We start from the raw sequence: 20,808 nt of genomic DNA, 5'->3' as shown, positions 1-20,808 counted from the left end.
CCGTCGCTCCCTACCTGTAGTCGCGCGTCTGGAGGGGCACACTCGCGAACTCGAGCGGCTCCTGATGGCGGATGTACCGGCCGTCCGCGCCGCGCTCCCACGCCGAGGCGAACCGCCAGTTGTCGTCGTCGCGCTTGGCCTCGCCGTCGGGATGCTGGTGCTCGGTGCGGAAGTGCGCGCCGCAGGACTCGTCGCGGTCGAGGGCGTCAAGGCACATCAGCTCGGCCATGTCGAGGTAGTCGGCCACGCGCCCGGCCCGCTCGAGCTCCTGGTTGAAGCCGCCCGCCGATCCCTGCACGCGCAGGTCGCCCCAGAACTCGTCGCGCAGGGCCTGCACCTTGCGGATGCCGTCGGCGAGCAGCTCGCCGTCGCGGCTCACGCCGCAGTGCTGGTAGAGCAGGTCGCCCAGGCGGCGGTGGAAGCGGTCGGGCCCCTGCGTGCCGCCGATGGCCGTGAGCCGCTCGACCCCCGCCTTCGCGTCGTCGACCGCGGCGGTGACCTCCGGGGCGTCGAGCGCGGGCTTGGGCGCGCCGAGCATGTCGGCGAGGTAGTTGGGCACGGAGTACGGCAGCGTGAACCAGCCGTCCACGCAGGCCGACAGCAGCGAGTTCGCCCCCAGGCGATTGGCGCCGTGATACCCCCACCCGGCCTCGCCGCCGACGAACAGCCCCGGGATCGAGGCCATCTGGTCGTAGTCGTTCCACAGCCCGCCCATCGCGAAGTGCGCGCCGGGCGCGATCCGCATCGGCACCGTGTACGGATCCTCGCCCGTGGCGTCGGTGTACATCTCGAAAAGGTTGCCGTAGCGCTCCTCGATCACGCCGCGGCCCAGCCGGCCGATCGCGTCGCGGAAGTCGAGGTAGACGGCGTTGCGCAGCGGCCCCACCCCGCGGCCGGCGACGATCTCGTCGCGCGCGGCGCGGCTGGCGACGTCGCGCGGCGTGAGGTTGCCGTACGCGGGATAGCGGCGCTCGAGGTAGTAGTCGCGCTCGTCCTCGGGGATCGTGTTCGGATCGCGGTCGTCTCCCGGGCGCTTGGGCACCCAGATCCGCCCGTCGTTGCGCAGCGACTCGGACATGAGGATCGTCTTGGACTGCCATTCGCTCGAGACGGGCAGCGACGTGGGGTGGAACTGGATGAAGGCGGGATTGGCGAAGTACGCGCCGCGGCGGTGCGCGCGGAACGCGGCCGTGACGTTGGAGTTCTTCGCGAGCGTGGACTTGAAGAACACGTTGCCGTAGCCGCCGGTGGCGAGCACGACGGCGTGTGCGGTGTGCGCCGTGATCTCGCCGGTGACGAGGTTGCGCGCCACGATGCCGGCGGCCCGGCCGTCCTCCACGACGAGGTCGAGCATCTCGGTGCGGGTGTGCAGCGTCACGCTGCCGCGGGCCACCTGGCGCAGCAGCGCCTGCGAGGCCGCCACCTGCAGCTGCTGCCCGGTCTGCCCGCGCGTGTAGTAGGTGCGCGAGACCTGCACGCCGCCGAACGAGCGCGTCGCCAGCTGCCCGCCGTACTCGCGCGCGAACGGGGCGCCGATGGCGTCCATGTGGTCGATGACGCGGATGCTCTCCTCGGCCAGGCGCCAGGCGTCCAGCTCGCGGCCGCGGAAGTCGCCGCCCTTGACGGTGTCCTTGACGAACCGCGCGAGCGAGTCGTTGTCGACCTTGCGGCCGCGCGCGGCGTTGATGCCGCCCTGCGCGGCCACGGAGTGCGCGCGGCGCGGCGCGTCGTGGAACGTGAAGGCCTCGACGTTGTAGCCGAGCTCGCCCAGTGCGGCGGCGCAGCCGGCGCCCGCCAGGCCGGTGCCGACGACGATCACCGAGAACTTGCGCCGGTTCAGCGGGCTGACGAGCTTGTAGTGCAGCTTGCGGTCGGTCCAGTACTCCGACACGGGCACGTCCGAGGGCACGAGGCCGGCGATGTCCGATCCGATGGAGCGCAGGCCGTCGAGCAGCTGCGCCTCCGATGCGGGGCGCACGCGCGGCGCGCCGGTGTCGGTCGTCGTCATGCGATCACTCCTCCCAGGACGAGCAGCGGGATGGCGACGTTGCCGAGGCAGATCGCCACGGCGAGCCCGCCGCCGACCCACAGCGCGATCTGCCGCAGCCGCTTTCCGGTGGCGCCGAGATCGTGCGCCGCCGTCCACACCCCGTGGAAGACGTGCACGGACAGGACGAGCATCGTGATCGCGTAGAACGCCGCCACGAGCGGGCGCTGGAAGCTCGCGACGAGGTTGGCATACGCCGATCCGGCCTCGAACTCCGAGGTGGCGGCCGGCGCCACGCCGAGCGTGAGGTCGAGGATGTGGAACACGACGAACAGCAGGATGATCACGCCGGTCATCGGCATGCTGCGCGCGAACCACGCGTCGACGCCCGAGAGCCCCCGCCGGCGGTGCGGGCCGCGCGCGCGGCGCGCGCGCACGATGAGCAGCACCGCGCACGCCACGTGCAGCACGAGGCAGCCGAGCAGCACGACGCGCAGGATCCACAGCAGGCCCTCGTACGGCAGCAGCGGCATGAGCACCTCGCGCAGCCAGTGCGCGTAGTGGTCGAACTCCTCCTGCCCCTGGAAGATGTGCAGGTTGCCGTACATGTGCACGAACACGAAGGCGGTGAAGATCAAGCCGGTAACGGCCATGATGACCTTGGCCCAGAAGTTCGACAGCGGCACGCGATGGCGCCGCGCCGTCGTGCGCCGATCCTGAACCGCCGTCATCCCAGTCCTCCTGGTTCCGCGGGTCCCGCCCCCTTGCGCGTCACTCTAGGGGGACGATCCGGCCCGGCGAAAGGGTGCGCGCGAAGCGGATCGCGATCCGGCGGGCCGGGGCGGCCGGCTCAGACGAGGAAGAGGGGGTCGAGCACCCCGGGGTTGTGCGCGTGCACGAGCACGAGGAACACGACGGCGTCGAAGAGCAGGTGCACCGTCACGACGTAGGCGAGCGAGCGGGTGCGCAGGAAGATGAAGCCCTGCAGCAGGGCGAAGGGGATCGTGAGGACCGGGCCCCACTCGCGGTAGCCGAGCTCCCACAGGAACGAGACGAACACGATCGCCTGCAGCACGTTCGCCGTGGCGACGTGGAAGTGCCGGCGCAGCAGCGCGAAGACGGTGCAGATGAAGAACAGCTCGTCCCAGATGCCCACCGCCCCGACGCCCACGAACAGCCGCGCGATGAGGTTCGCGTCGTCCACCACGGGCCAGTTGAGGTACACGCCGCTCGTGATGAAGTAGTACGGCAGGATCAGCCACCCCAGCGCGATCACTGCGACGAGCCAGGTCCACTGCCACGCGGTCCAGCGGCCGCCGCCGCGCCACGGGAAGCGGATCGCGTGATCGCGGAAGACGAAGCGGCTGAGCACGTACGGCACGGCAACCGCGCCCCCGAGCGCCAGCGTGAAGGCGAGCATCGAGAGGTCGTCGAGCTTCGCCTCGAGGCGGATCGCCGAGGCGCACACGAGCCCGAGGGCGATGAGCAGCAGATCGCGCGCGAGGGAGGGCGTGCGAGGTTTCGACTCGCGCAGACCCGCACTGAGCGACGTCGAAGTGTCGCTCAACCCGTCTCCGCTGCGCGGCTGCGCCGCTTCGGTCGACGAGCCGTTCGTCTCGCGGGTCGTCGAGCGACCGAAGGGAGCCGAGACGGGCCGAGCGGAATGGCGAAGCCATGGAGTCGAGGCCGCCACCAGCCCGGCCACGAGCAGGGCGTAGCCGAGCGGGCGCGACTCGAGCACGAACATCGCCGGCGCCGCGAGGCACACGAGCAGCGCGGGGAGCACGCCCCACGACAGGAGCGGGCGCGGCGCGGCGGCGACGTGTCCCATCAGCGCCGGGGCACGCGCCGGTAGGCCAGGTCGCGGATGTCGCGGCCCTTCTCGATCCCCTTGCGCTCGAAGGCCGTCATGGCGCGCCCCTCGAAGCGCTGGGCCCACTCGCCGTCGAACGCGCGCTCGAACTCGGCGGCGGCGTCCATGACCTCGCGCATCTGCAGCGCGTAGTCCTCCCAGTCGGTGGCGAGGCGCAGCACGCCGCCGTCGCGCAGGGCGCGGCCGACGGTGGCGCCGAAGCCCTCCTTGATCATGCGGCGCTTGTGGTGGCGCTTCTTGTGCCACGGATCCGAGAAGAAGATCCACACCTCGGCGGCGGAGCCCTCGGGCAGCAGCGTCTCGAGCACCTCGGGCGCGTTGGCCTCGATCACGCGCAGGTTGCGCGCGCCGGCCTTGTCGGCGTCGAGCATGGTGCGGGCGAGTCCCCCCACGTACACCTCGACGGCGAGGAAGTCGGTGCCGGGATTGTTCACCGCGGCGTTCACGATGGCGTGGCCCTGGCCCGATCCGATCTCGACGATGAGCGGTGCCTCGCGCCCGAACTCCGTGGCCGGATCGAACACCGCGTCCGGGTGCACCGACGTCGACGCCGCATCGCGCGGCACGTCGAAGCGGTAGAAGGGCGAGAGCTCGGCCCACGCGCGCTCCTGGGCCTCCGACATCCGCCCGCCCCGCCGCACGAACGACACGGGCTGATCGCGGTATCGGGGTGCGTCGGGCATGCCTCCCAGGGTAGTCGGCCCGCGCCCGCCGACCGGTTGGGGTGGTCGCTTCATCTCCGCGGCTGCGCCGCTCCGCTCAGCAACCGATGAGCGTCACCGATCGGGCGCCCTCCCACAGAAACCGATCACTGTGCGAGCGAAGCGAGCGTGCGGGCGCTCATGCGCCCGCAGACTCAGAAAATCACTTACGCCGCAGCGCCACGATCGACGTCGCCAGCGCCGCCGCGCCGAGCACGGCGCCGCCCGCGCCCAGCGCGAGGCCCCAGCCCGCCGCGTCCGAGGCCGCCTCATCGCCCGAGGCCGCCTCCTCCTCCGCGTGCGCGCCGTGCGCGTCGTCCCCGGCCGCGGCCGCCACGACGGGGGCGGGCGCGTCGAGGGCGTGGGGATCCTGCCCCTCCTCGGCGATCTCGCTCCACGAGACCGATCCCTCGGCGCAGCGCTGCTCGACGGGGAACGCGAGGGCGCCCTCCGCGTCGGCGGAGAGCTGCATCTGCAGCTGCACGGCGGCGCGCAGCTCGTTGGGGATCGGCTGCTCGGCCGTGAACGTCACGGCGCTCGGCAGCCCGTCGGCCTCGTCGTGCTCGAGCGCGATGTCCCAGCCCGCCTGCACGGTGGGCGAGACCGCGCCGACGCCGTCGGGCATCTCGATGCGCAGCGCGGTGGTCGGCGAGCCGTCGCAGCCGTGGCTGAACGCGAAGGTGAGGACCTCGTACGATCCGCCGGTCGCCTGCTCGGGCGAGACGGTGACGTGGGCGGCGGCGGCGAGCGGCAGGCCGAGGACGAGCGCGGCGCCGACGGCGACGCCGGCGCCGAGGCGGCGCAGCGGGCGGGCGACGGGGCGGGTGGTGCGGTGGGTGTTCATGTGTTCTTCCTTCTGAGCATGCGGAACCCGCGGTCCCCTCGGGACCGCGGAATGGTTGGGGATTCAGAGGGAAGGAAGGGGCGGCCCGCGCGGGCCGATGAGCGCGAAGGCACGGCCGGATCGGGGCGCGCGCACGATCCCGGTGACGATGCCGCGGCGCGGCGCGATCCGCGGCCGGGGAGCGGCGAGGCGCGCCCGCAGCGACGCGATCGTCCACTCGAGGATCGCCCGCAGCATGCGCTCGCCGAACATCAGCACGGCGAAGGTGACGGCCGCGGCCGCGACGTGCGCGGCCACCATGAGCGGACTCACCTCGATGCCGGGGCCAAGCGATCCCAGCTCGAGCGGCGCCCCGTGCCCCGCGTGGCCGGCGTGCCCCGCGGCTCCGCCCGTGGGGAAGCCGAGCGCGGCGTAGACCGAGTGGAACGCCGCCTGCGCGACGATCACGGTGGCCCCGATGCGGCCGGCACGCGGCCGGTGCCCCATGAGGACCATGGCCGGCGCCCACAGCAGCGCCATCATGCCGAGCACGACGAGCGGCGCGGGCGCGTCCTCGCCGCCGAGGGTGTGCGAGACGGCGGCGATGAGGTTCGCCGCGAACGACGCCCCCGCTCCGCGCAGCGCGAGCCGCTGCCGCCGTGTCCGCATCGCCCGATCCCCGCTACGGCGCCGTCACGAAGTCGATGAGCTCCTCGACGCGGCCGAGCAGCTCCGGCTCGACGTCGCGGAAGGTCGTGACGCGCGAGAGGATGTGCTGCCACGCGCGGCCGATGTCGGCCTGGTCCTCGGCCGGCCAGCCGAGGCCGCGGCAGATGCCCGTCTTCCAGTCGGTGCCGCGCGGCACCACGGGCCACGCCTCGATGCCCAGCGCCTGCGGCTTGACGCACTGCCACACGTCGACGAACGGGTGCCCGACGATGCGCACGTGCGCTCCGTGCGGTCCGCGCGCCACGGCATCCGCGATCCGCTGCTCCTTCGATCCCGGCACGAGGTGGTCCACGAGCACGCCGTAGCGGCGCGTGGCCGACGGCGGCTCGGCGCGCAGCACGTCGTCCAGCACGTCGATGCCCTCGAGGAACTCCACCGCCACGCCCTCGGCGCGCAGGTCGTCGCCCCACACGCGCTCCACGAGCTCGGCGTCGTGCTTGCCCTCCACGAGGATGCGGCTGGGCAGCGCGACGCGCGCCCGCCGGTCCTCCGCGGCGAACGAGCCGGACGCCGTGCGCCGCCGCCCCTGGGGCTGGGCGGAGGGCGCGACGAGCTCCACCGGCTCGCCGTCGATGAGGAAGCCCTTGCCGAGCGGGAACAGCCGCCTGCGGCCCTTGCGGTCCTCGAGCTCCACGTGCGGCCCCTCGCGGCGCGTGATCGCGCCGGTGAAGCCGTCGCCCGCCACCTCGACCACGAGGTCGATCTGCGCGGGCACGCGCTCGGCCTGCTTCGTGCCGCGATCGCGCCACCCGGTCGCGAGCACGTCGGGTCCGTACCTGTCGTCCATCCCTGTCAGCGTATGTTCCCGCGCCTGGATGTCGGCGCCGACCGGGCCGCGTCCGCCGCGCTTTCCCGTGTCCGTGGCCGTGAATAGGATCGTGGCGGGGCGACCGCCGTGCGCAGAGCCGGCGCGCCCCGAGCGAGAGGGGCGCGATGCGCAGGCTGGCGACGTGGATGGCGGTGGCGGCCGGGGCGCTGCTCATGGGGGCGGCATCGCCGGCGGGCGCGGCGGAGCCCGTGACCCTGGGCGACTCGTTCGTCTTCGACCTGCCCGCCGTCGACGCGCTCACCGACGCCGAGGAGCGCGCCGCGGACGAGCGCCTCGAGCAGTTGCGCGAGGACACGGGAATCGACCTGTGGATCGTGTACGTCGACGAGTTCGACGCCCCGAGCGACCGTGTCGCCTGGGCCGACGCCGTCGCGACCGAGAACGGGCTCGGCACCGATCAGTACCTCCTGGCGATCGCCGTGGACGCCCGACAGTACTACGTCTCCTCCGACCTGGAGGGCCCCCTGAGCGACGACGACCTCGCGCGCATCGAGACCGCGGTGGAGGAGCCCCTGCGCGCCGACGACTGGGCGGGTGTGGCGGATGCGGCGGCCGACGCCGTCGAGGAGCGGACGCGGGGCGGATCGGGTGCCCTCCCGTGGATCATCGGGATCGTCGTCCTCATCGGCGGAGCGGTGCTGATCCTGCGGCTCGTGCGCCGATCGCGGGCCAGGGACGACGCGGAGCCGGGCGCCGTGCCGCTCGACGAGCTCGAGCAGCGCGCCGCCTCGGCGCTGGTGGCCACCGACGACGCCGTCAAGTCGAGCGAGCAGGAGCTGGGCTTCGCGATCGCCCAGTTCGGCGAGGACGCGACGGGCGAGTTCCGTCGCGCACTGGAGGCGGCGAAGCGCAACCTCGCGAAGGCGTTCGAGCTGCGGCAGCGCCTCGGCGACGCCGAGCCGGACGGCGAGAGGCAGGCCCGCGCGTGGAACGAGGAGATCCTGCGCCTCTGCGAGGCCGCCGCGCAGTCGCTCGAGGAGAAGGCCGAGACGTTCCGCACCCTGCGCGAGGTGGAGCGCAACGCGCCGGCCGCGCTCGAGAACGCCCGGCGGGCGCTGACCGCGGCGACCGGCGCCGACCAGCGCGCCGCCGCCGCCCTCGAGTCGCTGCGCGCCACGTACGCGCCGGAGGCCCTGCAGGAGGTGGCGGACAACCCGGCGCAGGCCCGCGACCGGCTGGCGACGGCCGAGGCGGAGCTGAGGGAGGCCGAGCTGCTGCTGGCGGCGGGCGACACGGGCGAGGCGGCCGCCGCGATCGTCGTGGGCGAGCAGGCCGCCGACCAGGCCGTCGCCCTCGAGCGCGCCGTCACCGAGCTGGGCGCGACGCTGACGGCCGCCGAGCGACAGGCCGTCGCCCTCGTGACCGAGCTGGAGGGCGACGTGGCCAGGGCGCGCGACCTCGCGGGCGCCGCCGACGCGGCACCCGCGATCGCCGCCACCGAGCAGGCGATCGCGCTGGCCAGGCAGAACCTGTCGGGCTCCGCCCGGCGCCCACGCGTGCTGCTGCAGCACCTGCAGGCCGCCAACGACCAGATCGACGCCGTCATCGTGAACGGCCAGCGGGCCCAGCAGCTGCTCGGCCAGACGATCCTGCAGGCCCGCAGCGCGGTGACCGCCGCCCAGGACTTCATCGCTGCGCGGCGCGGGGCCGTCGGGGCCGACGCGCGCACGCGCCTGGCCGAGGCGGCCTCGTCCCTCGCCCGCGCCGAGGCGCTGCAGGCCGCCGACGCGGCGCAGGCGCTGCCGCACGCGCAGCGCGCGCTGCAGCTGGCCGAGTCGGCCTCGCAGCTGGCGCGGTCCGACCTGAGCGGCATGATGGGCGGCGGCATGATGGGCGGCGGCATGATGGGCGGATCGGGCGGCTACCGCTCGTCGGGCGGCAGCGACATCGGCGGCGCGATCATCGGCGGCATCATCGGCGGCCTGCTCTCCGGCGGCGGCTCGCGGCGCTCGGGCGGCTGGGGCGGCGGGCTCGGCGGCGGCTTCGGCGGGGGCGGCTTCGGCGGCGGCCTGCGCGGCGGCGGCCTCGGCGGCGGTCGCTCGGGCGGCCGCAGCGGGCGCCGCGGCGGCGGCAGGTTCTGACGTGGCGCGGGTGCACATCCGCCTCCGCGAGCGAGCGGTCCCACCTGCCGAATTCGTCCTGCGCACCCATAGCCGGCGCTCCTAGACTCGCCATAGACCTTCACGAACCGACTCGACGCTCTGCACCATCCACGAAGGGAACCACCATGACCAAGCAGTCGATCTTCGGCCGCATCTCGACCCTGATCCGCGCCAACGTGAACGCGCTGATCGACCAGGCCGAGGATCCGCAGAAGATGCTCGACCAGCTCGTGCGCGACTTCACGAACAACATCGCCGACGCCGAGGCCGCGATCGCCGAGACGATCGGCAACCTGCGCCTGCTCGAGCGCGACCACGCCGAGGACCTCGAGACGGCGAAGGAGTGGGGCAACAAGGCCCTCGCGGCGAGCCGCAAGGCCGACGAGCTGCGCGCGGCGGGCAACACCGCCGACGCCGAGAAGTTCGACAACCTCGCCAAGGTCGCCCTGCAGCGCCAGATCGCGGAGGAGAACGACGCGAAGGCCGTCGCCCCGCAGATCGCCGCGCAGACCGAGGTCGTCGAGAAGCTCAAGGGCGGGCTCGACGGCATGAAGCAGAAGCTCGAGGAGCTCAAGTCGAAGCGCAGCGAGCTGCTCGCCCGCGCCAAGACGGCCGAGGCCCAGAACAAGGTGCACGACGCCGTCAAGTCGATCAACGTGCTCGACCCGACGAGCGACCTCGGCCGCTTCGAGGAGCAGATCCGCCGCCAGGAGGCGCTCGCCGCCGGCAAGGCCGAGCTCGCCGCGTCGTCGCTCGACGCGCAGTTCGATGAGCTGAACGACATGGGCCAGCTCACCGAGGTCGAGGCGCGCCTGGCCGCCCTCAAGTCGGGGAACACGCAGGCCATCACCTCCTGACGCCCCCACTCGCGCGCGGCGCCGCTCCGGATCATCCGGGGCGGCGCCGTCGCGTGTGCGGCGGGCGCGAAGCGGCTCCGGGCGACGAAGATGAGCCCACGCGGGGCGAACGCGCGTCGCGCGGGAGAGAATGGCCCCATGGCCCGGTTCGTCGTGGTTCCGCAATGGCAGGGTTCGCCCTCGACGCGCGCGATGTCGCTCGTCGACGGTGCAGAGGCGATCGCCGGCGACCTGCCGAGCGCGGCCTGCACGCGCGTGGCGGTGCCGCTGGAGGCGGGCGAGCAGCTCGAGACCGGCGTGCAGCGCGCCAGCTCCCTGCTGCGGGTGCGCGAGAGCATCGCCTCCGCCGTGGCCGCGGAGGACTCCCCCGCGATCGTCATCGGCGGCGACTGCTCGGTCTCGGTGCCCGTCATCGACGCCCTCGCCGCCGACGACCTCGCCGTCGTCTGGCTCGACGCGCACGGCGACCTGCACTCCCCCGAGACGAGCCCGTCCGGTGCGTTCTCGGGCATGGCGCTGCGCGCCGTGCTGGGCGGCGGCGCCGCGGGCCTGGCCCTCGAGCCCGGGCGCATCGCGCCCGGGCGGGTGATCCTCGCCGGCGCCCGCGATCTCGAGCCCGCGGAGGCGGATCACGCCGCGGAGGCGGGGCTCGCGCGCCTCGCGTGCGACGAGATCGAGGCCGGCGCCGGAGCGCTCGCCGAGGCCGTCGCGGCAACGGGTGCGACGCGGGTGTTCGTCCACATCGACCTGGACGTGCTCGATCCCGCCCACCTCGCCGGCGTCTCGCGGGCCGCTCCGTTCGGGCTCTCGCCCGTGGCGCTCCTGGCGGCGATCGGCGCGCTGCGCGCCCGGATGCCGCTGGCCGGGGCGACGATCGCGGGCTTCGCGCCCGCGACGCCGGCGGACGCCGTCGACGACATGGGCACGATCCTGCGGCTCGTGGGGGCGCTCGCGTGAGCGTCTCGTTCCCCTCCCCGCCGCGCCCGGGCAACTGGCGCGAGATCGCGGCGCTCCGCCTCGAGCACGGCCGCACGCTCGACCGGCGTATCCCGTCCATCCTGCTCGACTCGTGGATCAGCCGCGCCGGCTTCCACATCGCGACCGCGTTCGGCATCGCGTGGGGCGGGCTGTGGAGCACGGGAGAGGTCGAGCGCCACGGCGAGCTGCTCGTGTTCCGCCGCATGCCGCGCTGGACGCATGCGCGCGGCGGCGTGTGCGTCGGCCGCTGCTACCTCACGCACCGCGACGCCGAGAGCGCGCGCGTGCGCGCCCACGAGCTCGTGCACGTGCGGCAGTGGCGCCGCTACGGGCTGCTGCTGCCGATCCTCTACCTGCTGGCCGGCACCGATCCGATGCGCAATCGCTTCGAGATCGAGGCCGGGCTGGAGGACGGCGGCTACGTGCGCGCGGAGCGCCCGCCGGCCCGTCAGTCGCGGGCGAGCAGCCGGTAGCGCTCGGGCGCGTGGATGGCGTCCGCCGGCACGCCGAGGTGCTCGGTGAGGTGGTCCACGATGTCGGCCGTGCCGAGGTAGCCGCCCAGCAGGTGCACGCGCGTGGCATCGCCCTCGTCGCACATCATCTCGTCGGCCCATGCCGTGACGGCGCGGGCGAGCGCGCGACCGGTCGGGCACGCGCGGCCCGTCCCGGGCGCCCCCGTGCGGGCCGAGCGGTCGAGCCAGGTCAGCGTCATGCGGGCGGGCACGCGGATGTCGCAGACCCACGTCGCGTCGGGGATCTCCACGAACACGCGACCGGTGGAGCAGATCGGCAGGGTCGCCAGCAGCGTCTCGAGCTCGGTAAGCGACGACTCGTCGGCGGTGATGAGGTGCTGGACGCGCGAGTGCCGCGGGGCGCGGCAGGCGGCGTCGCTGTGCTCCCGGACGGAGCCCTCGTGCGTGTGAACGGACATCGCCCCCAGGATACACCCGGCATAGGTGAGCCTTACCTACGCCGGGTACACCCCGGATTCCGGGTCAAGCGGTGGCGCGCTCCGCAGCCTCGACGACGTTCGTCATGAGCAGCGCGACGGTCATGGGGCCGACACCGCCCGGGTTGGGCGAGAGCCAGCCCGCGACCTCCGCCACGGCCGGGTCGACGTCGCCGTAGACCTTCTGCTTGCCCGTGGCGGGGTCGTCCTCGCGCGTCACGCCCACGTCGAGCACGGCCGCGCCGGGCTTGACGTCCTCGGGCTTGATCAGGTGCTTCACGCCCGCCGAGGCGACGATCACGTCGGCCTGGCGCAGGTACTGCCCCATGTCGACCGTGCCCGTGTGCACCTGCGTGACGGTGGCGTTGATCTCGCGGCGGGTGAGCAGCAGCCCGATCGAGCGGCCGATCGTGACGCCGCGGCCGACGACGACCACGTGCTTGCCCTTCAGGTCGTAGTCGTGGCGCAGCAGCAGCTCGATGACGCCCCGCGGCGTGCACGGCAGCGGTGTGTGGATCGGCGCGTTCACGTTCAGCACGAGGCGACCGAGGTTGGTCGGGTGCAGGCCGTCGGCGTCCTTGGCGGGGTCGATCCGCTCGAGGATCGCGTCGGTGTCGAGGTGCTTCGGCAGCGGCAGCTGCACGATGTAGCCGTGGCAGGCGGGATCGGCGTTCAGCTCGTCGATCAGCGCCTCGACCTGCTCCTGCGTGGCGTCGGCGGGCAGCTCGCGCTGGATCGAGTTCATCCCGATCGCCTCCGACTGGCGGTGCTTCATGCCCACGTACAGCTGCGACGCCGGGTCGGCGCCGACGAGCACGGTGGCGATGCCGGGCACGACACCGCGCTCCTTGAGCGCCGCCACCCGCTCGGCGAGTTCGGCCTTGATCGCCGCCGATGCGGCCTTCCCGTCGAGAACCCGCGCGACCATCAGACGCCCGCGTAGCCCTGGCCGGCCTGCTCGAGGCCCGGGTAGAGCGGGAACGCGTCGGCGAGCGTCGCCACGCGCTCGCGCAGCGCCGCGAGGTCGGGATCGGGCAGCAGCGCGAGCGCGATGACGTCGGCGACCTCGGTGAACTCCGCGTCGCCGAAGCCGCGCGTGGCCAGCGCCGGCGTGCCGATGCGCAGGCCCGAGGTGACCATCGGCGGGCGCGGGTCGTTCGGCACCGAGTTGCGGTTCACGGTGATGCGGATCTCGTGCAGCAGGTCCTCGGCCTGCTTGCCGTCGATCGCCGCGTCGCGCAGGTCCACGAGCACGAGGTGCACGTCGGTGCCGCCCGAGCGGATCGTGATGCCCGCGTCCTTCACGTCCTGCTGCGTCAGGCGATCCGCGAGGATCCGCGCGCCTCGGAGCGTGCGCTCCTGGCGGTCCCGGAACTCCGGGGTCGCCGCGAGCTTGAACGCCGTCGCCTTGGCGGCGATGACGTGCATGAGCGGGCCGCCCTGCTGACCGGGGAAGACGGCCGAGTTGATCTTCTTCGCGATGTCGGCGTCGTTGGTGAGGATGAAGCCCGAGCGGGGGCCGCCGATCGTCTTGTGCACGGTGGAAGAGACGACGTGCGCGTGCGGCACGGGGCTGGGGTGCAGGCCCGCCGCCACGAGGCCGGCGAAGTGCGCCATGTCGACCCACAGGTACGCGCCCACCTCGTCGGCGATCGCGCGGAAGGCGGCGAAGTCGAGCTGGCGGGGGTAGGCCGACCAGCCGGCGATGATGACCTTCGGCTTGTGCTCGAGCGCGAGGCGGCGCACCTCGTCCATGTCGACCATCGAGGTCTCGGCATCGACCTCGTAGGGGACGATGTCGTAGAGCCGGCCCGAGAAGTTGATCTTCATGCCGTGCGTCAGGTGGCCGCCGTGGTCGAGCGACAGGCCCAGGATCGTGTCGCCGGGGCGGGCGATGGCGTGCAGCACGGCGGCGTTGGCCGACGCGCCCGAGTGCGGCTGCACGTTGGCGAACTCGGCGCCGAACAGCTCCTTGGCGCGGGCGATGGCGAGCTCCTCGGCGACGTCGACCTCCTCGCAGCCGCCGTAGTACCGGCGGCCGGGGTAGCCCTCGGCGTACTTGTTCGTGAGCACGGAGCCCTGCGACTGCAGCACCGACAGCGGCACGAAGTTCTCGGACGCGATCATCTCGAGGAAGCCGCGCTGGCGGTCGAGCTCGCGCTGCAGCACCTGCGCGATCTCCGGGTCGACCTCGGACAGGGGGGCGTTGAACAGCGGATCGGTCATGGCGATCTCCAGACGACGTGGCGGATTACGGGTGTTCGCTTCGGCCCAGGCGCGCGGTCGAATGCCGTCCAGGTCGCTCCCCGGTGGTGACCCACCTCAACGCCAGTCGCGACCCCTCGATCATAACGGACCGGCGCCGGCTGCCAAGGGGCGGATCCGCCCGATGTGGCACGCTTTCCGCATGGGAACCGTGATCCACTCCGCCCGCCTCGTGACGGGGGCGCCCGAGACGGCGGACGGGTGGATCCGGCTGGAGGGCGACCGCATCGCGGCGACCGGATCGGGAGACTGGCGCGGCATCGTCGCGGCGGGTGACGAGGTCGTCGACGCGGCGGCACTGGCCGGCCCGGCCGCCGTGCTGACGCCCGGCTTCGTCGACCTGCACGGCCACGGCGGCGGCGGCGCGGCGTTCGACGAGGGCGCCGACGCGATCCGCACCGCCCGCGACCTGCACCGCCGGCACGGCACGACGCGCGCGGTGATCTCCCTCGTGACCGCCCCGCTCGAGCTGCTCGCCGCGCGCGCGGCGGTCGTCGCGGATCTCGCGGCCGCCGATCCGGGCGTGCTGGGCTCGCACCTGGAGGGCCCGTTCCTCGACCCCGCGCACCACGGCGCGCACGATCCCGCGCTGCTGCGCGATCCGGCGCCCGCCGACGTCGAGCGGCTGCTCGAGGCCGGTCGCGGCACCGTGCGGCAGATGACGATCGCGCCCGAGCGGCCGGGCGGCCTCGACGCCGTGCGGCGCGTCGTGGCGGCGGGCGCCGCCGCGGCGATCGGGCACACCGCGGCCGATGGCGACGCCACGCCGGCGGCGATCGAGGCGGGCGCGACGATCCTCACCCACGCCTTCAACGCCATGCCGGGCATCCACCACCGCGACCCGGGGCCGATCCCCGTGGCCGCGCGCGACGAGCGCGTCACGCTCGAGCTCATCGCCGACGGCGTGCACGTGCGCGACGACGTCATGCGCCTGCTCTTCGCATCCGCGCCGGGCCGGGTCGCCCTCGTCACCGACGCGATGGCCGCCACCGGCATGCCAGACGGCGCCTATGCCATCGGCGCCCTCGATGTGGACGTGACCGGCGGCGTCGCCCGCGTCCGCGGCACGGGGGCGATCGCCGGATCGACCCTGACGCAGGACGCCGCGCTGCGCCGGGCCGTGGGATTCGGCGCCGCGCTGCCCGACGCCGTCGCGGCGCTGACCGCCGTGCCCGCGGCGGCGATCGGCCGGGGCGACCTCGGCTCGCTCGCGGTCGGCGCCGCCGCCGACGCCGTGCTGCTGGACGCGTCGCTGCGGGTGCGCGCCGTGTGGGCCGCCGGCGCGCGCGTCTGACGCCCGCCGCGTGCGCCGATGCGCCGGGGCAGAACGAGGAGCCCGGCGTTCCCCCGAACACCGGGCCCCTCTCATCCGATCGGAACCGAGCCCCTCCCCCGAAGTGCTCCGTCCGATCGGGACGCCGCACCGACGACGTCGGCGGGCGCATGCCTCTCTCACCGGATGAGACCGCGCACCGCGCGATTCATTACGCGGGTTCGGAGAAAATCTCCGGAGATTCCCGGATCCGACCCGCGAAGCGCAGAGGAACCCTCGAAATCTGGGGAAAACTGGCGCGGCTCGGCCCGCGAACACCACAATGGAGTGATGCGTGTGCCCGACACGGACCCGACCGAGACGACGGCCGACGCCGATCTCGTCCTGCGGTCGCGCTCGGGCGACGCTGACGCGTTCGGCGAGCTGTGGCGCCGGCACTACGGATCGGCGATCGTCGCCGCCCGCTCGATCTCGCCGTCGCTCGACGCCGACGACCTCGTGCAGGAGGCGTACGCCAAGATCTTCCAGGCGATCCGCCGCGGCGGCGGCCCGACCGGCTCGTTCCGCGCCTACCTCTTCACGGCCATCCGCAACACGGCCGCCGCGTGGGGCGGCGCCCGCCGCGAGACCGCGGTGGACGAGATGGACGAGGTCGAGGATCCCGCCACGAGCGAGGACGCGGTCGACGCGGCGCTCGACCGCAGCCTCACCACCTCGGCGTTCCGCTCGCTGCCGAGCCGCTGGCAGGAGGTGCTCTGGTACACCGAGGTGGAGCAGATGAAGCCCGCCGCGGTGTCGCAGCTGTTGGGCATGAAGCCCGCCGCCGTGTCACAGCTGGCCTTCCGCGCGCGCGAGGGGCTGCGCGAGGCGTGGATCCAGGCGCACATCGCCGCCGTCGGCGATGACTCGGACTGCCGCTGGACGATCGAGCGCCTCGGCGCGCACGCCCGCGGCAACCTGGGCACGCGCGACGGCGGCAAGGTCGACCGCCACGTCGCCGACTGCGCCCGTTGCACCATCGTGGCCGCGGAGGCGCACGACGTGGGCAGCCGCCTGGTGCTCGTGCTGCTGCCCCTCGCGGTCGGCGTCACGGGGGCCGCGGGCTACCTCGCGTCGCTGCAGCAGGACGGCGCCGCTCCCCTGGCCCTCATGGCGATGCCCGACGGCGTGGTCGACGGCGCGGCCACGGGGTCATTCGACCTGATCGGCCACGGCGCCGAGGTGTTCGGCCACGCCGCCGAGGGCGCCGGCGCGCTCCTCGCCGCGGCGGGTGCCGGGACCGCGGGCGCCGCGGGCTCCTCCTCCGGGTCGGCGAGCGGCGGCTCCACGACCGGATCGGCGTGGACCATCGGAGGCCTCGTCGTCGCCGGCGTCGCCTCGATCGCGATCGTCGGCACGATCGTCGCCAACGCGGTCGTTCCCGGCGCTCCGGCCCCGACGAGCGAGCCCGCCGCGATCGAGGAGAGCGCGGCCCCGTCCGACGCCTCGATCGAGCCCGACGCCGCCCTCGCCGCGCACGGCTCCGACGAGCCCGAGACCGAGGAGCACCCCGAGGTCCCGGCCCCCGAGCCGGAGCTCCCGGAACCGCCTGCGCTCGAGCCCGCGCCCGAGCCCGCACCCGCCCCGCCCGTGCTCATCGAGGCCGCGCCGCCCGCACCCGCACCCCAGCCGGCCGCACTGCCCGAGGATGAGGCGCCTGCCGATCCCGTCGAGTCCGAGGAGCCGGCCGTCACGGATCCGGAGCCGGCACCCACGACGCCTCCGGAGGAGCCGGTCGCGCCGCCGGAGGATCCCGACGGCTCGGGCGAGGAGACGCCCGGCGAGACCGATCCGGATCCCGAGCCTCAGCCGGAGCCGGCGATTCCTTTCACGCTCGACCTCGCGGCGTCGAGCTGGAAGCGCAACAACGGCAACGGCAACTCTGGCACGGTGAAGCTCGTCGTCACGGCGCCCGCGGGTACCGAAGTGCGCGCGACGATCTCCGACACCCTGCTCGATGTCGACATACTCGACGCTGACGTGGTCGAGGTCGCACTGACCAAGTGTGGAATCGGAGTCGCCAACGAGTCCGGTGTCGCGACGATCGAGATCCCCGGTGAGTCGTGGATGACGGAGGACGACGACATCACCCTCACGGCCGGCGATCAGGCGCTCCCTTCCTACACGCTCGGCCAGCTGTCCCGCTAACCGGTTCCCCTGCACCGCCCGCCGCGATAGCGTCGGAGTCATGACGCCCCTGCGCATCGCGGTCACCGGCGCGGCCGGTCAGATCGGCTACAGCCTGCTCTTCCGACTCGCCGCCGGCGGCCTGGGCGATCGGCCCGTCGAGCTGCGCCTGCTCGAGATCACCCCGGCGCTGAAGGCGCTCGAAGGCGTCGTCATGGAGCTGCAGGACGGCGCCTTCCCGCTGCTGGCCGGCGTCGAGACCGGCGACGACCCACGCGCGATCTTCGACGGCGCGCAGCTCGCCCTGCTCGTCGGCGCCCGCCCGCGCAGCGCCGACATGACCCGCGCCGACCTGCTCGAGGCCAACGGCGCCATCTTCCGCGCGCAGGGCGAGGCGCTGGGCGCGGTCGCCGACGACGACGTGCGGGTGCTCGTCACGGGCAACCCGGCCAACACGAACGCCCTCATCGCGGCGTCGCACGCCCCCGACATCCCGCGCGAGCGCTTCTCGGCCCTCACGCGCCTCGACCACAACCGCGCCATCGCGCAGCTGGCCGCGAGGACGGGCGCGCCGGTCGCCGACATCTCGCGCGTGGCGATCTGGGGCAACCACTCCGCCACGCAGTACCCCGACCTCACGCACGCGCTCGTGGCGGGCCGCCCCGCACTCGAGGCGATCGGCGACCGGGAGTGGGCGGAGCGCGACTTCATCCCCACGGTCGCGAACCGCGGCACGGCCATCATCGAGGCGCGCGGATCGTCCTCCGCCGCCTCCGCGGCGAGCGCCACGGTCGACGCCGCGCGCGACTGGCTCGGCGGCACGCGCGAGGGCGACTGGACGTCGATGGCCGTGTTCTCCGACGGCTCCTACGGCGTGCCGGAGGGCGTCGTCAGCTCGTTCCCCGTCACGACCGCCGACGGCGACTGGCGGATCGTGCCCGACCTGGAGGTCGACGCGTTCTCGCGGGAGCGCATCGACGCCTCGGCGTCCGAGCTGCAGGACGAGACCGCGCAGGTGCGCTCCCTCGGCCTTGTCTGATCCCGCACCCGTCTCGACGTGCGCATATCCGCAAGTCTGTGTCATATCCGCGCGTCTGGGCGCCCGGATTCGACAGAGACTTGCGGATTCACAGAGCCTGAGCCGGGTCCCGCGGCCGGGTCTCCCCGCGCGGGTGCGGCTCCTCGTCGAGCCGGTGCGCGAGGAGCGCCGCGACGACGAGCACGACGCCCATGCCGGTCAGCGCGCCGCCCACTGTGTCGGTGAGCCAGTGCGCCGAGAGGTGCGTGCGCGAGAACGCCATCGCGGCCGTCCATGCCCCGCCGAGGGCCGCCACCCACCAGCGCGGGAACACCACCCACAGCGCGGTGGCCACCGTCGCGGCGAAGGCCGAGTGCCCGGACGGGTACGCGGCGGAGGAGATGTGGATGAGGATGTCGTCGGGCCGCACGCGCGCGAAGAGCTCCTTGCCCAGGTGGACGATCGCGGTGCTGCCGAGCGAGGCGACGGCGTAGGCGAGCGCGCTCCACGGCCGCCGCAGCGCGAGCAGCACCAGCAGCAGGCCGAGCGGGATCCACAGGTTGGCGAAGCGCCCGCCCCCGATCGTGTCGAGCGCGTGCGACATGCCGAGCAGCGGCCCCTCCGGCGCGGCGCGCACCACGTCGCGCCACCACGAGTCGATCGGCAGCGGCCCGTCGCCCGCGGCGAGCCGGATGACGAGGCCCAGCAGGGCCGCCGCCGCGAGGGCGCCGATCCCGACGCCCAGCCGGCTCGTCCGCGGGACCGCGTTCTCGCTCACGCACCCATCCTGCCGTGTCCCCGGGCGACGCGGCGCCGCGACCGGCGCATGGGCGGCGCCTTCTCAGCCTCCCGTTACTTGCGTGCGCATATTCTGGGCGCGTGGCATCGAACAACCGCACCAAGGGCACCAGCGGCAACCCGGCGCGCGCGGCGGAGCAGCAGCTCACCGTGAAGCAGCAGCGCGAGGCGCGCCGCCAGGAGAAGCTCGCCGAGTACCAGACGCACCTCAAGAAGCGTCAGCGCGGCAAGCTGGTGTGGTGGACGGTCGGCTCCGTCGCGGCCCTCGCCGTGGTGGGCGCGATCGTGGCGTCGTACGTCTTCGCGCCGAGCTACCCCGAGTACACCGCCGGCGGCACGGGCGCCGAGATCGCGGGCGTCGAGACCTTCGACAACGACACGCGGCACGTCGAGGTCGGCACCGACGTCGAGTACGCCCAGACCCCCTCGGCCGGCGGCGAGCACTACCCGTACTGGCTGAACTGCGGCATCTACACCGAGCCGCAGCAGGAGGAGTACGCCACGCACTCGATGGAGCACGGCGCGGTGTGGCTGACGTACGACCCCGCGCAGGTCAGCGACGCCGACATCGAGGCGCTGCGCGGGATCACCCCGCGCACCTACGCGATCCTCTCCCCCTTCGAGGGCATGGACTCGCCCGTCTCCATCCAGGCCTGGAACGCCCAGCTGAAGGTAGACGCGGCCGACGACCCGCGGCTCGCGGAGTTCTTCGAGGAGTACTGGCGCAGCGAGGATGTGCCGGAGCCCGGCGCCTCGTGCTCGGGCGCGGTGGACGGCCCAGGGAAGGCCTGAGCCGCATGGCCGACGACGAGCGCGCCGTCCGCCCGCGGCGGCAGTGGCCGCTCGTCGTCTTCGCGCTGATCCTCGTCGCCGGCGTCGCCTTCGCGGCCGGCCGGTTCTCGGCGTTCGACGCGGTGACCGCGCCGAACGAGGCCGACATCGGCTTCGCCCGCGACATGCAGGTGCATCACGCGCAGGCCGTGGAGATGGCGATGATCCAGTACCGCGCCACCGAGGACGACGAGCTTCGCGTGATCTCCTATGACATCGCCACGGGCCAGCAGGCCCAGGGCGGCGAGATGTACGGGTGGCTTGTGGAGTGGGGGCTGCCGCAGCGCGGCTCCGATCCGCTCATGGCGTGGATGCAGGGCAGCGAGCACGACCACGGCGGCGCCGTGACGCCCACGGCCAGCGAGGACGAGCTGCGCGACGCCATGGGCATGGCGAGCGACGACGAGCTCGCGCGCCTGCAGCAGACGGCCGGCACGACGGCCGGCGACTGCCTGTTCACCGAGCTGATGATCCGCCACCACACCGGCGCCCTCGAGATGGTCGCCGCCGAGCTCGACCTGGGCAGCGTGCCCCGCGTGCGGCAGACGGCCCAGGCGATGGCCGACACGCAGCAGCGCGAGATCGACGCGCTGCGGTCGGTGCAGAACCGCCTCGGCTGCGGCTGATCC

At 73.7% G+C, this 20,808-nt stretch carries 20 protein-coding genes and 1 riboswitch; of the genes, 9 read left to right on the top strand and 11 right to left on the bottom strand.

Going from position 1 to position 20,808, the window contains the following annotated elements; genetic code table 11:
* Positions 1–10: 10 nt before the first annotated feature.
* The 7 genes from ACYVJ0_RS04940 to ACYVJ0_RS04910 all read right to left on the bottom strand — a co-directional run bounded on the left by ACYVJ0_RS04940 (position 11) and on the right by ACYVJ0_RS04910 (position 6,900).
* On the bottom strand, positions 11–2,008 hold the full coding sequence (locus tag ACYVJ0_RS04940; protein WP_449855297.1) for a fumarate reductase/succinate dehydrogenase flavoprotein subunit: 1,998 nt from the start codon (positions 2,006–2,008) through the stop codon (positions 11–13).
* Positions 2,005–2,718, bottom strand: coding sequence for a succinate dehydrogenase cytochrome b subunit (locus tag ACYVJ0_RS04935; RefSeq protein ID WP_449855298.1), 714 nt, complete (start codon positions 2,716–2,718; stop codon positions 2,005–2,007). The genes ACYVJ0_RS04940 and ACYVJ0_RS04935 overlap by 4 nt, the downstream gene beginning before the upstream one ends.
* A gap of 119 nt (positions 2,719–2,837) precedes the next feature.
* Positions 2,838–3,755 (bottom strand): CPBP family intramembrane glutamic endopeptidase, encoded by a 918-nt coding sequence (locus tag ACYVJ0_RS04930; RefSeq protein WP_460816484.1) that lies wholly within the window; start codon positions 3,753–3,755, stop codon positions 2,838–2,840.
* 62 nt (positions 3,756–3,817) lie between these two features.
* Positions 3,818–4,543 (bottom strand): tRNA (guanosine(46)-N7)-methyltransferase TrmB, encoded by a 726-nt coding sequence (gene trmB, locus ACYVJ0_RS04925; protein WP_460816382.1) that lies wholly within the window; start codon positions 4,541–4,543, stop codon positions 3,818–3,820.
* A gap of 181 nt (positions 4,544–4,724) precedes the next feature.
* A complete protein-coding gene (locus ACYVJ0_RS04920) occupies positions 4,725–5,405 on the bottom strand; it encodes a YcnI family copper-binding membrane protein (RefSeq protein ID WP_460816381.1) in 681 nt (226 codons plus the stop codon).
* A gap of 63 nt (positions 5,406–5,468) precedes the next feature.
* Positions 5,469–6,053, bottom strand: a complete 585-nt coding sequence (locus ACYVJ0_RS04915) for a hypothetical protein (protein ID WP_460816379.1) — start codon at positions 6,051–6,053, stop codon at positions 5,469–5,471.
* A gap of 13 nt (positions 6,054–6,066) precedes the next feature.
* The gene (locus tag ACYVJ0_RS04910; protein ID WP_460816377.1) at positions 6,067–6,900 is read right to left on the bottom strand and encodes a DUF3097 domain-containing protein; all 834 of its coding nucleotides are present in this window, start codon (positions 6,898–6,900) and stop codon (positions 6,067–6,069) included.
* 146 nt (positions 6,901–7,046) lie between these two features.
* Here ACYVJ0_RS04910 and ACYVJ0_RS04905 point away from each other — a divergent pair, with 146 nt between their 5' ends.
* The 4 genes from ACYVJ0_RS04905 to ACYVJ0_RS04890 all read left to right on the top strand — a co-directional run bounded on the left by ACYVJ0_RS04905 (position 7,047) and on the right by ACYVJ0_RS04890 (position 11,352).
* Positions 7,047–9,023 (top strand): TPM domain-containing protein, encoded by a 1,977-nt coding sequence (locus tag ACYVJ0_RS04905; RefSeq protein WP_460816375.1) that lies wholly within the window; start codon positions 7,047–7,049, stop codon positions 9,021–9,023.
* A 146-nt stretch (positions 9,024–9,169) separates the two neighbouring features.
* The gene (locus tag ACYVJ0_RS04900; RefSeq protein WP_449855211.1) at positions 9,170–9,901 is read left to right on the top strand and encodes a PspA/IM30 family protein; all 732 of its coding nucleotides are present in this window, start codon (positions 9,170–9,172) and stop codon (positions 9,899–9,901) included.
* A gap of 138 nt (positions 9,902–10,039) precedes the next feature.
* Positions 10,040–10,858, top strand: a complete 819-nt coding sequence (locus ACYVJ0_RS04895; RefSeq protein ID WP_460816373.1) for an arginase family protein — start codon at positions 10,040–10,042, stop codon at positions 10,856–10,858.
* The gene (locus tag ACYVJ0_RS04890) at positions 10,855–11,352 is read left to right on the top strand and encodes a Fe-S oxidoreductase (RefSeq protein ID WP_460816371.1); all 498 of its coding nucleotides are present in this window, start codon (positions 10,855–10,857) and stop codon (positions 11,350–11,352) included. Before ACYVJ0_RS04895 ends, ACYVJ0_RS04890 begins: the two co-directional genes overlap by 4 nt.
* On the opposite strand, the gene ACYVJ0_RS04885 is transcribed toward ACYVJ0_RS04890, so the two are convergent.
* The 3 genes from ACYVJ0_RS04885 to glyA all read right to left on the bottom strand — a co-directional run bounded on the left by ACYVJ0_RS04885 (position 11,328) and on the right by glyA (position 14,054).
* Positions 11,328–11,810 carry an SIP domain-containing protein gene (locus ACYVJ0_RS04885; RefSeq protein ID WP_460816369.1) on the bottom strand — a complete coding sequence of 161 codons (483 nt, stop codon included), beginning with the start codon at positions 11,808–11,810 and terminating at the stop codon, positions 11,328–11,330. The genes ACYVJ0_RS04890 and ACYVJ0_RS04885 overlap by 25 nt on opposite strands.
* Before the next feature lie 64 nt (positions 11,811–11,874).
* The gene (locus tag ACYVJ0_RS04880; RefSeq protein WP_460816368.1) at positions 11,875–12,756 is read right to left on the bottom strand and encodes a bifunctional methylenetetrahydrofolate dehydrogenase/methenyltetrahydrofolate cyclohydrolase; all 882 of its coding nucleotides are present in this window, start codon (positions 12,754–12,756) and stop codon (positions 11,875–11,877) included.
* On the bottom strand, positions 12,756–14,054 hold the full coding sequence (glyA, locus tag ACYVJ0_RS04875) for a serine hydroxymethyltransferase (protein ID WP_460816366.1): 1,299 nt from the start codon (positions 14,052–14,054) through the stop codon (positions 12,756–12,758). Before glyA ends, ACYVJ0_RS04880 begins: the two co-directional genes overlap by 1 nt.
* 36 nt (positions 14,055–14,090) lie before the next feature.
* A riboswitch (ZMP/ZTP riboswitch) is annotated at positions 14,091–14,174 on the bottom strand.
* Between the two features lie 61 nt (positions 14,175–14,235).
* Between glyA and ACYVJ0_RS04870 the strand changes: the two genes are divergently transcribed.
* The 3 genes from ACYVJ0_RS04870 (at position 14,236) to ACYVJ0_RS04860 (ending at position 18,571) form a co-directional block, all read left to right on the top strand.
* On the top strand, positions 14,236–15,387 hold the full coding sequence (locus tag ACYVJ0_RS04870) for an N-acetylglucosamine-6-phosphate deacetylase (RefSeq protein WP_460816364.1): 1,152 nt from the start codon (positions 14,236–14,238) through the stop codon (positions 15,385–15,387).
* Between the two features lie 309 nt (positions 15,388–15,696).
* The gene (locus ACYVJ0_RS04865) at positions 15,697–17,553 is read left to right on the top strand and encodes a sigma-70 family RNA polymerase sigma factor (RefSeq protein ID WP_460816363.1); all 1,857 of its coding nucleotides are present in this window, start codon (positions 15,697–15,699) and stop codon (positions 17,551–17,553) included.
* 40 nt (positions 17,554–17,593) lie between these two features.
* Complete coding sequence (locus tag ACYVJ0_RS04860) at positions 17,594–18,571, top strand: malate dehydrogenase (protein ID WP_460816361.1); 978 nt, start codon at positions 17,594–17,596, stop codon at positions 18,569–18,571.
* An 88-nt stretch (positions 18,572–18,659) separates the two neighbouring features.
* On the opposite strand, the gene ACYVJ0_RS04855 is transcribed toward ACYVJ0_RS04860, so the two are convergent.
* The gene (locus tag ACYVJ0_RS04855) at positions 18,660–19,328 is read right to left on the bottom strand and encodes a phosphatase PAP2 family protein (protein WP_460816360.1); all 669 of its coding nucleotides are present in this window, start codon (positions 19,326–19,328) and stop codon (positions 18,660–18,662) included.
* Between the two features lie 101 nt (positions 19,329–19,429).
* Here ACYVJ0_RS04855 and ACYVJ0_RS04850 point away from each other — a divergent pair, with 101 nt between their 5' ends.
* Both ACYVJ0_RS04850 and ACYVJ0_RS04845 read left to right on the top strand, forming a co-directional pair.
* A complete protein-coding gene (locus tag ACYVJ0_RS04850) occupies positions 19,430–20,140 on the top strand; it encodes a DUF3105 domain-containing protein (protein ID WP_460816358.1) in 711 nt (236 codons plus the stop codon).
* Between the two features lie 5 nt (positions 20,141–20,145).
* A complete protein-coding gene (locus ACYVJ0_RS04845) occupies positions 20,146–20,805 on the top strand; it encodes a DUF305 domain-containing protein (protein ID WP_460816357.1) in 660 nt (219 codons plus the stop codon).
* The last annotated feature ends 3 nt before the right edge of the window (positions 20,806–20,808 follow it).

The organism is Microbacterium petrolearium, from assembly GCF_054782875.1.
This window is presented reverse-complemented; position numbering and strand designations above follow the sequence as displayed.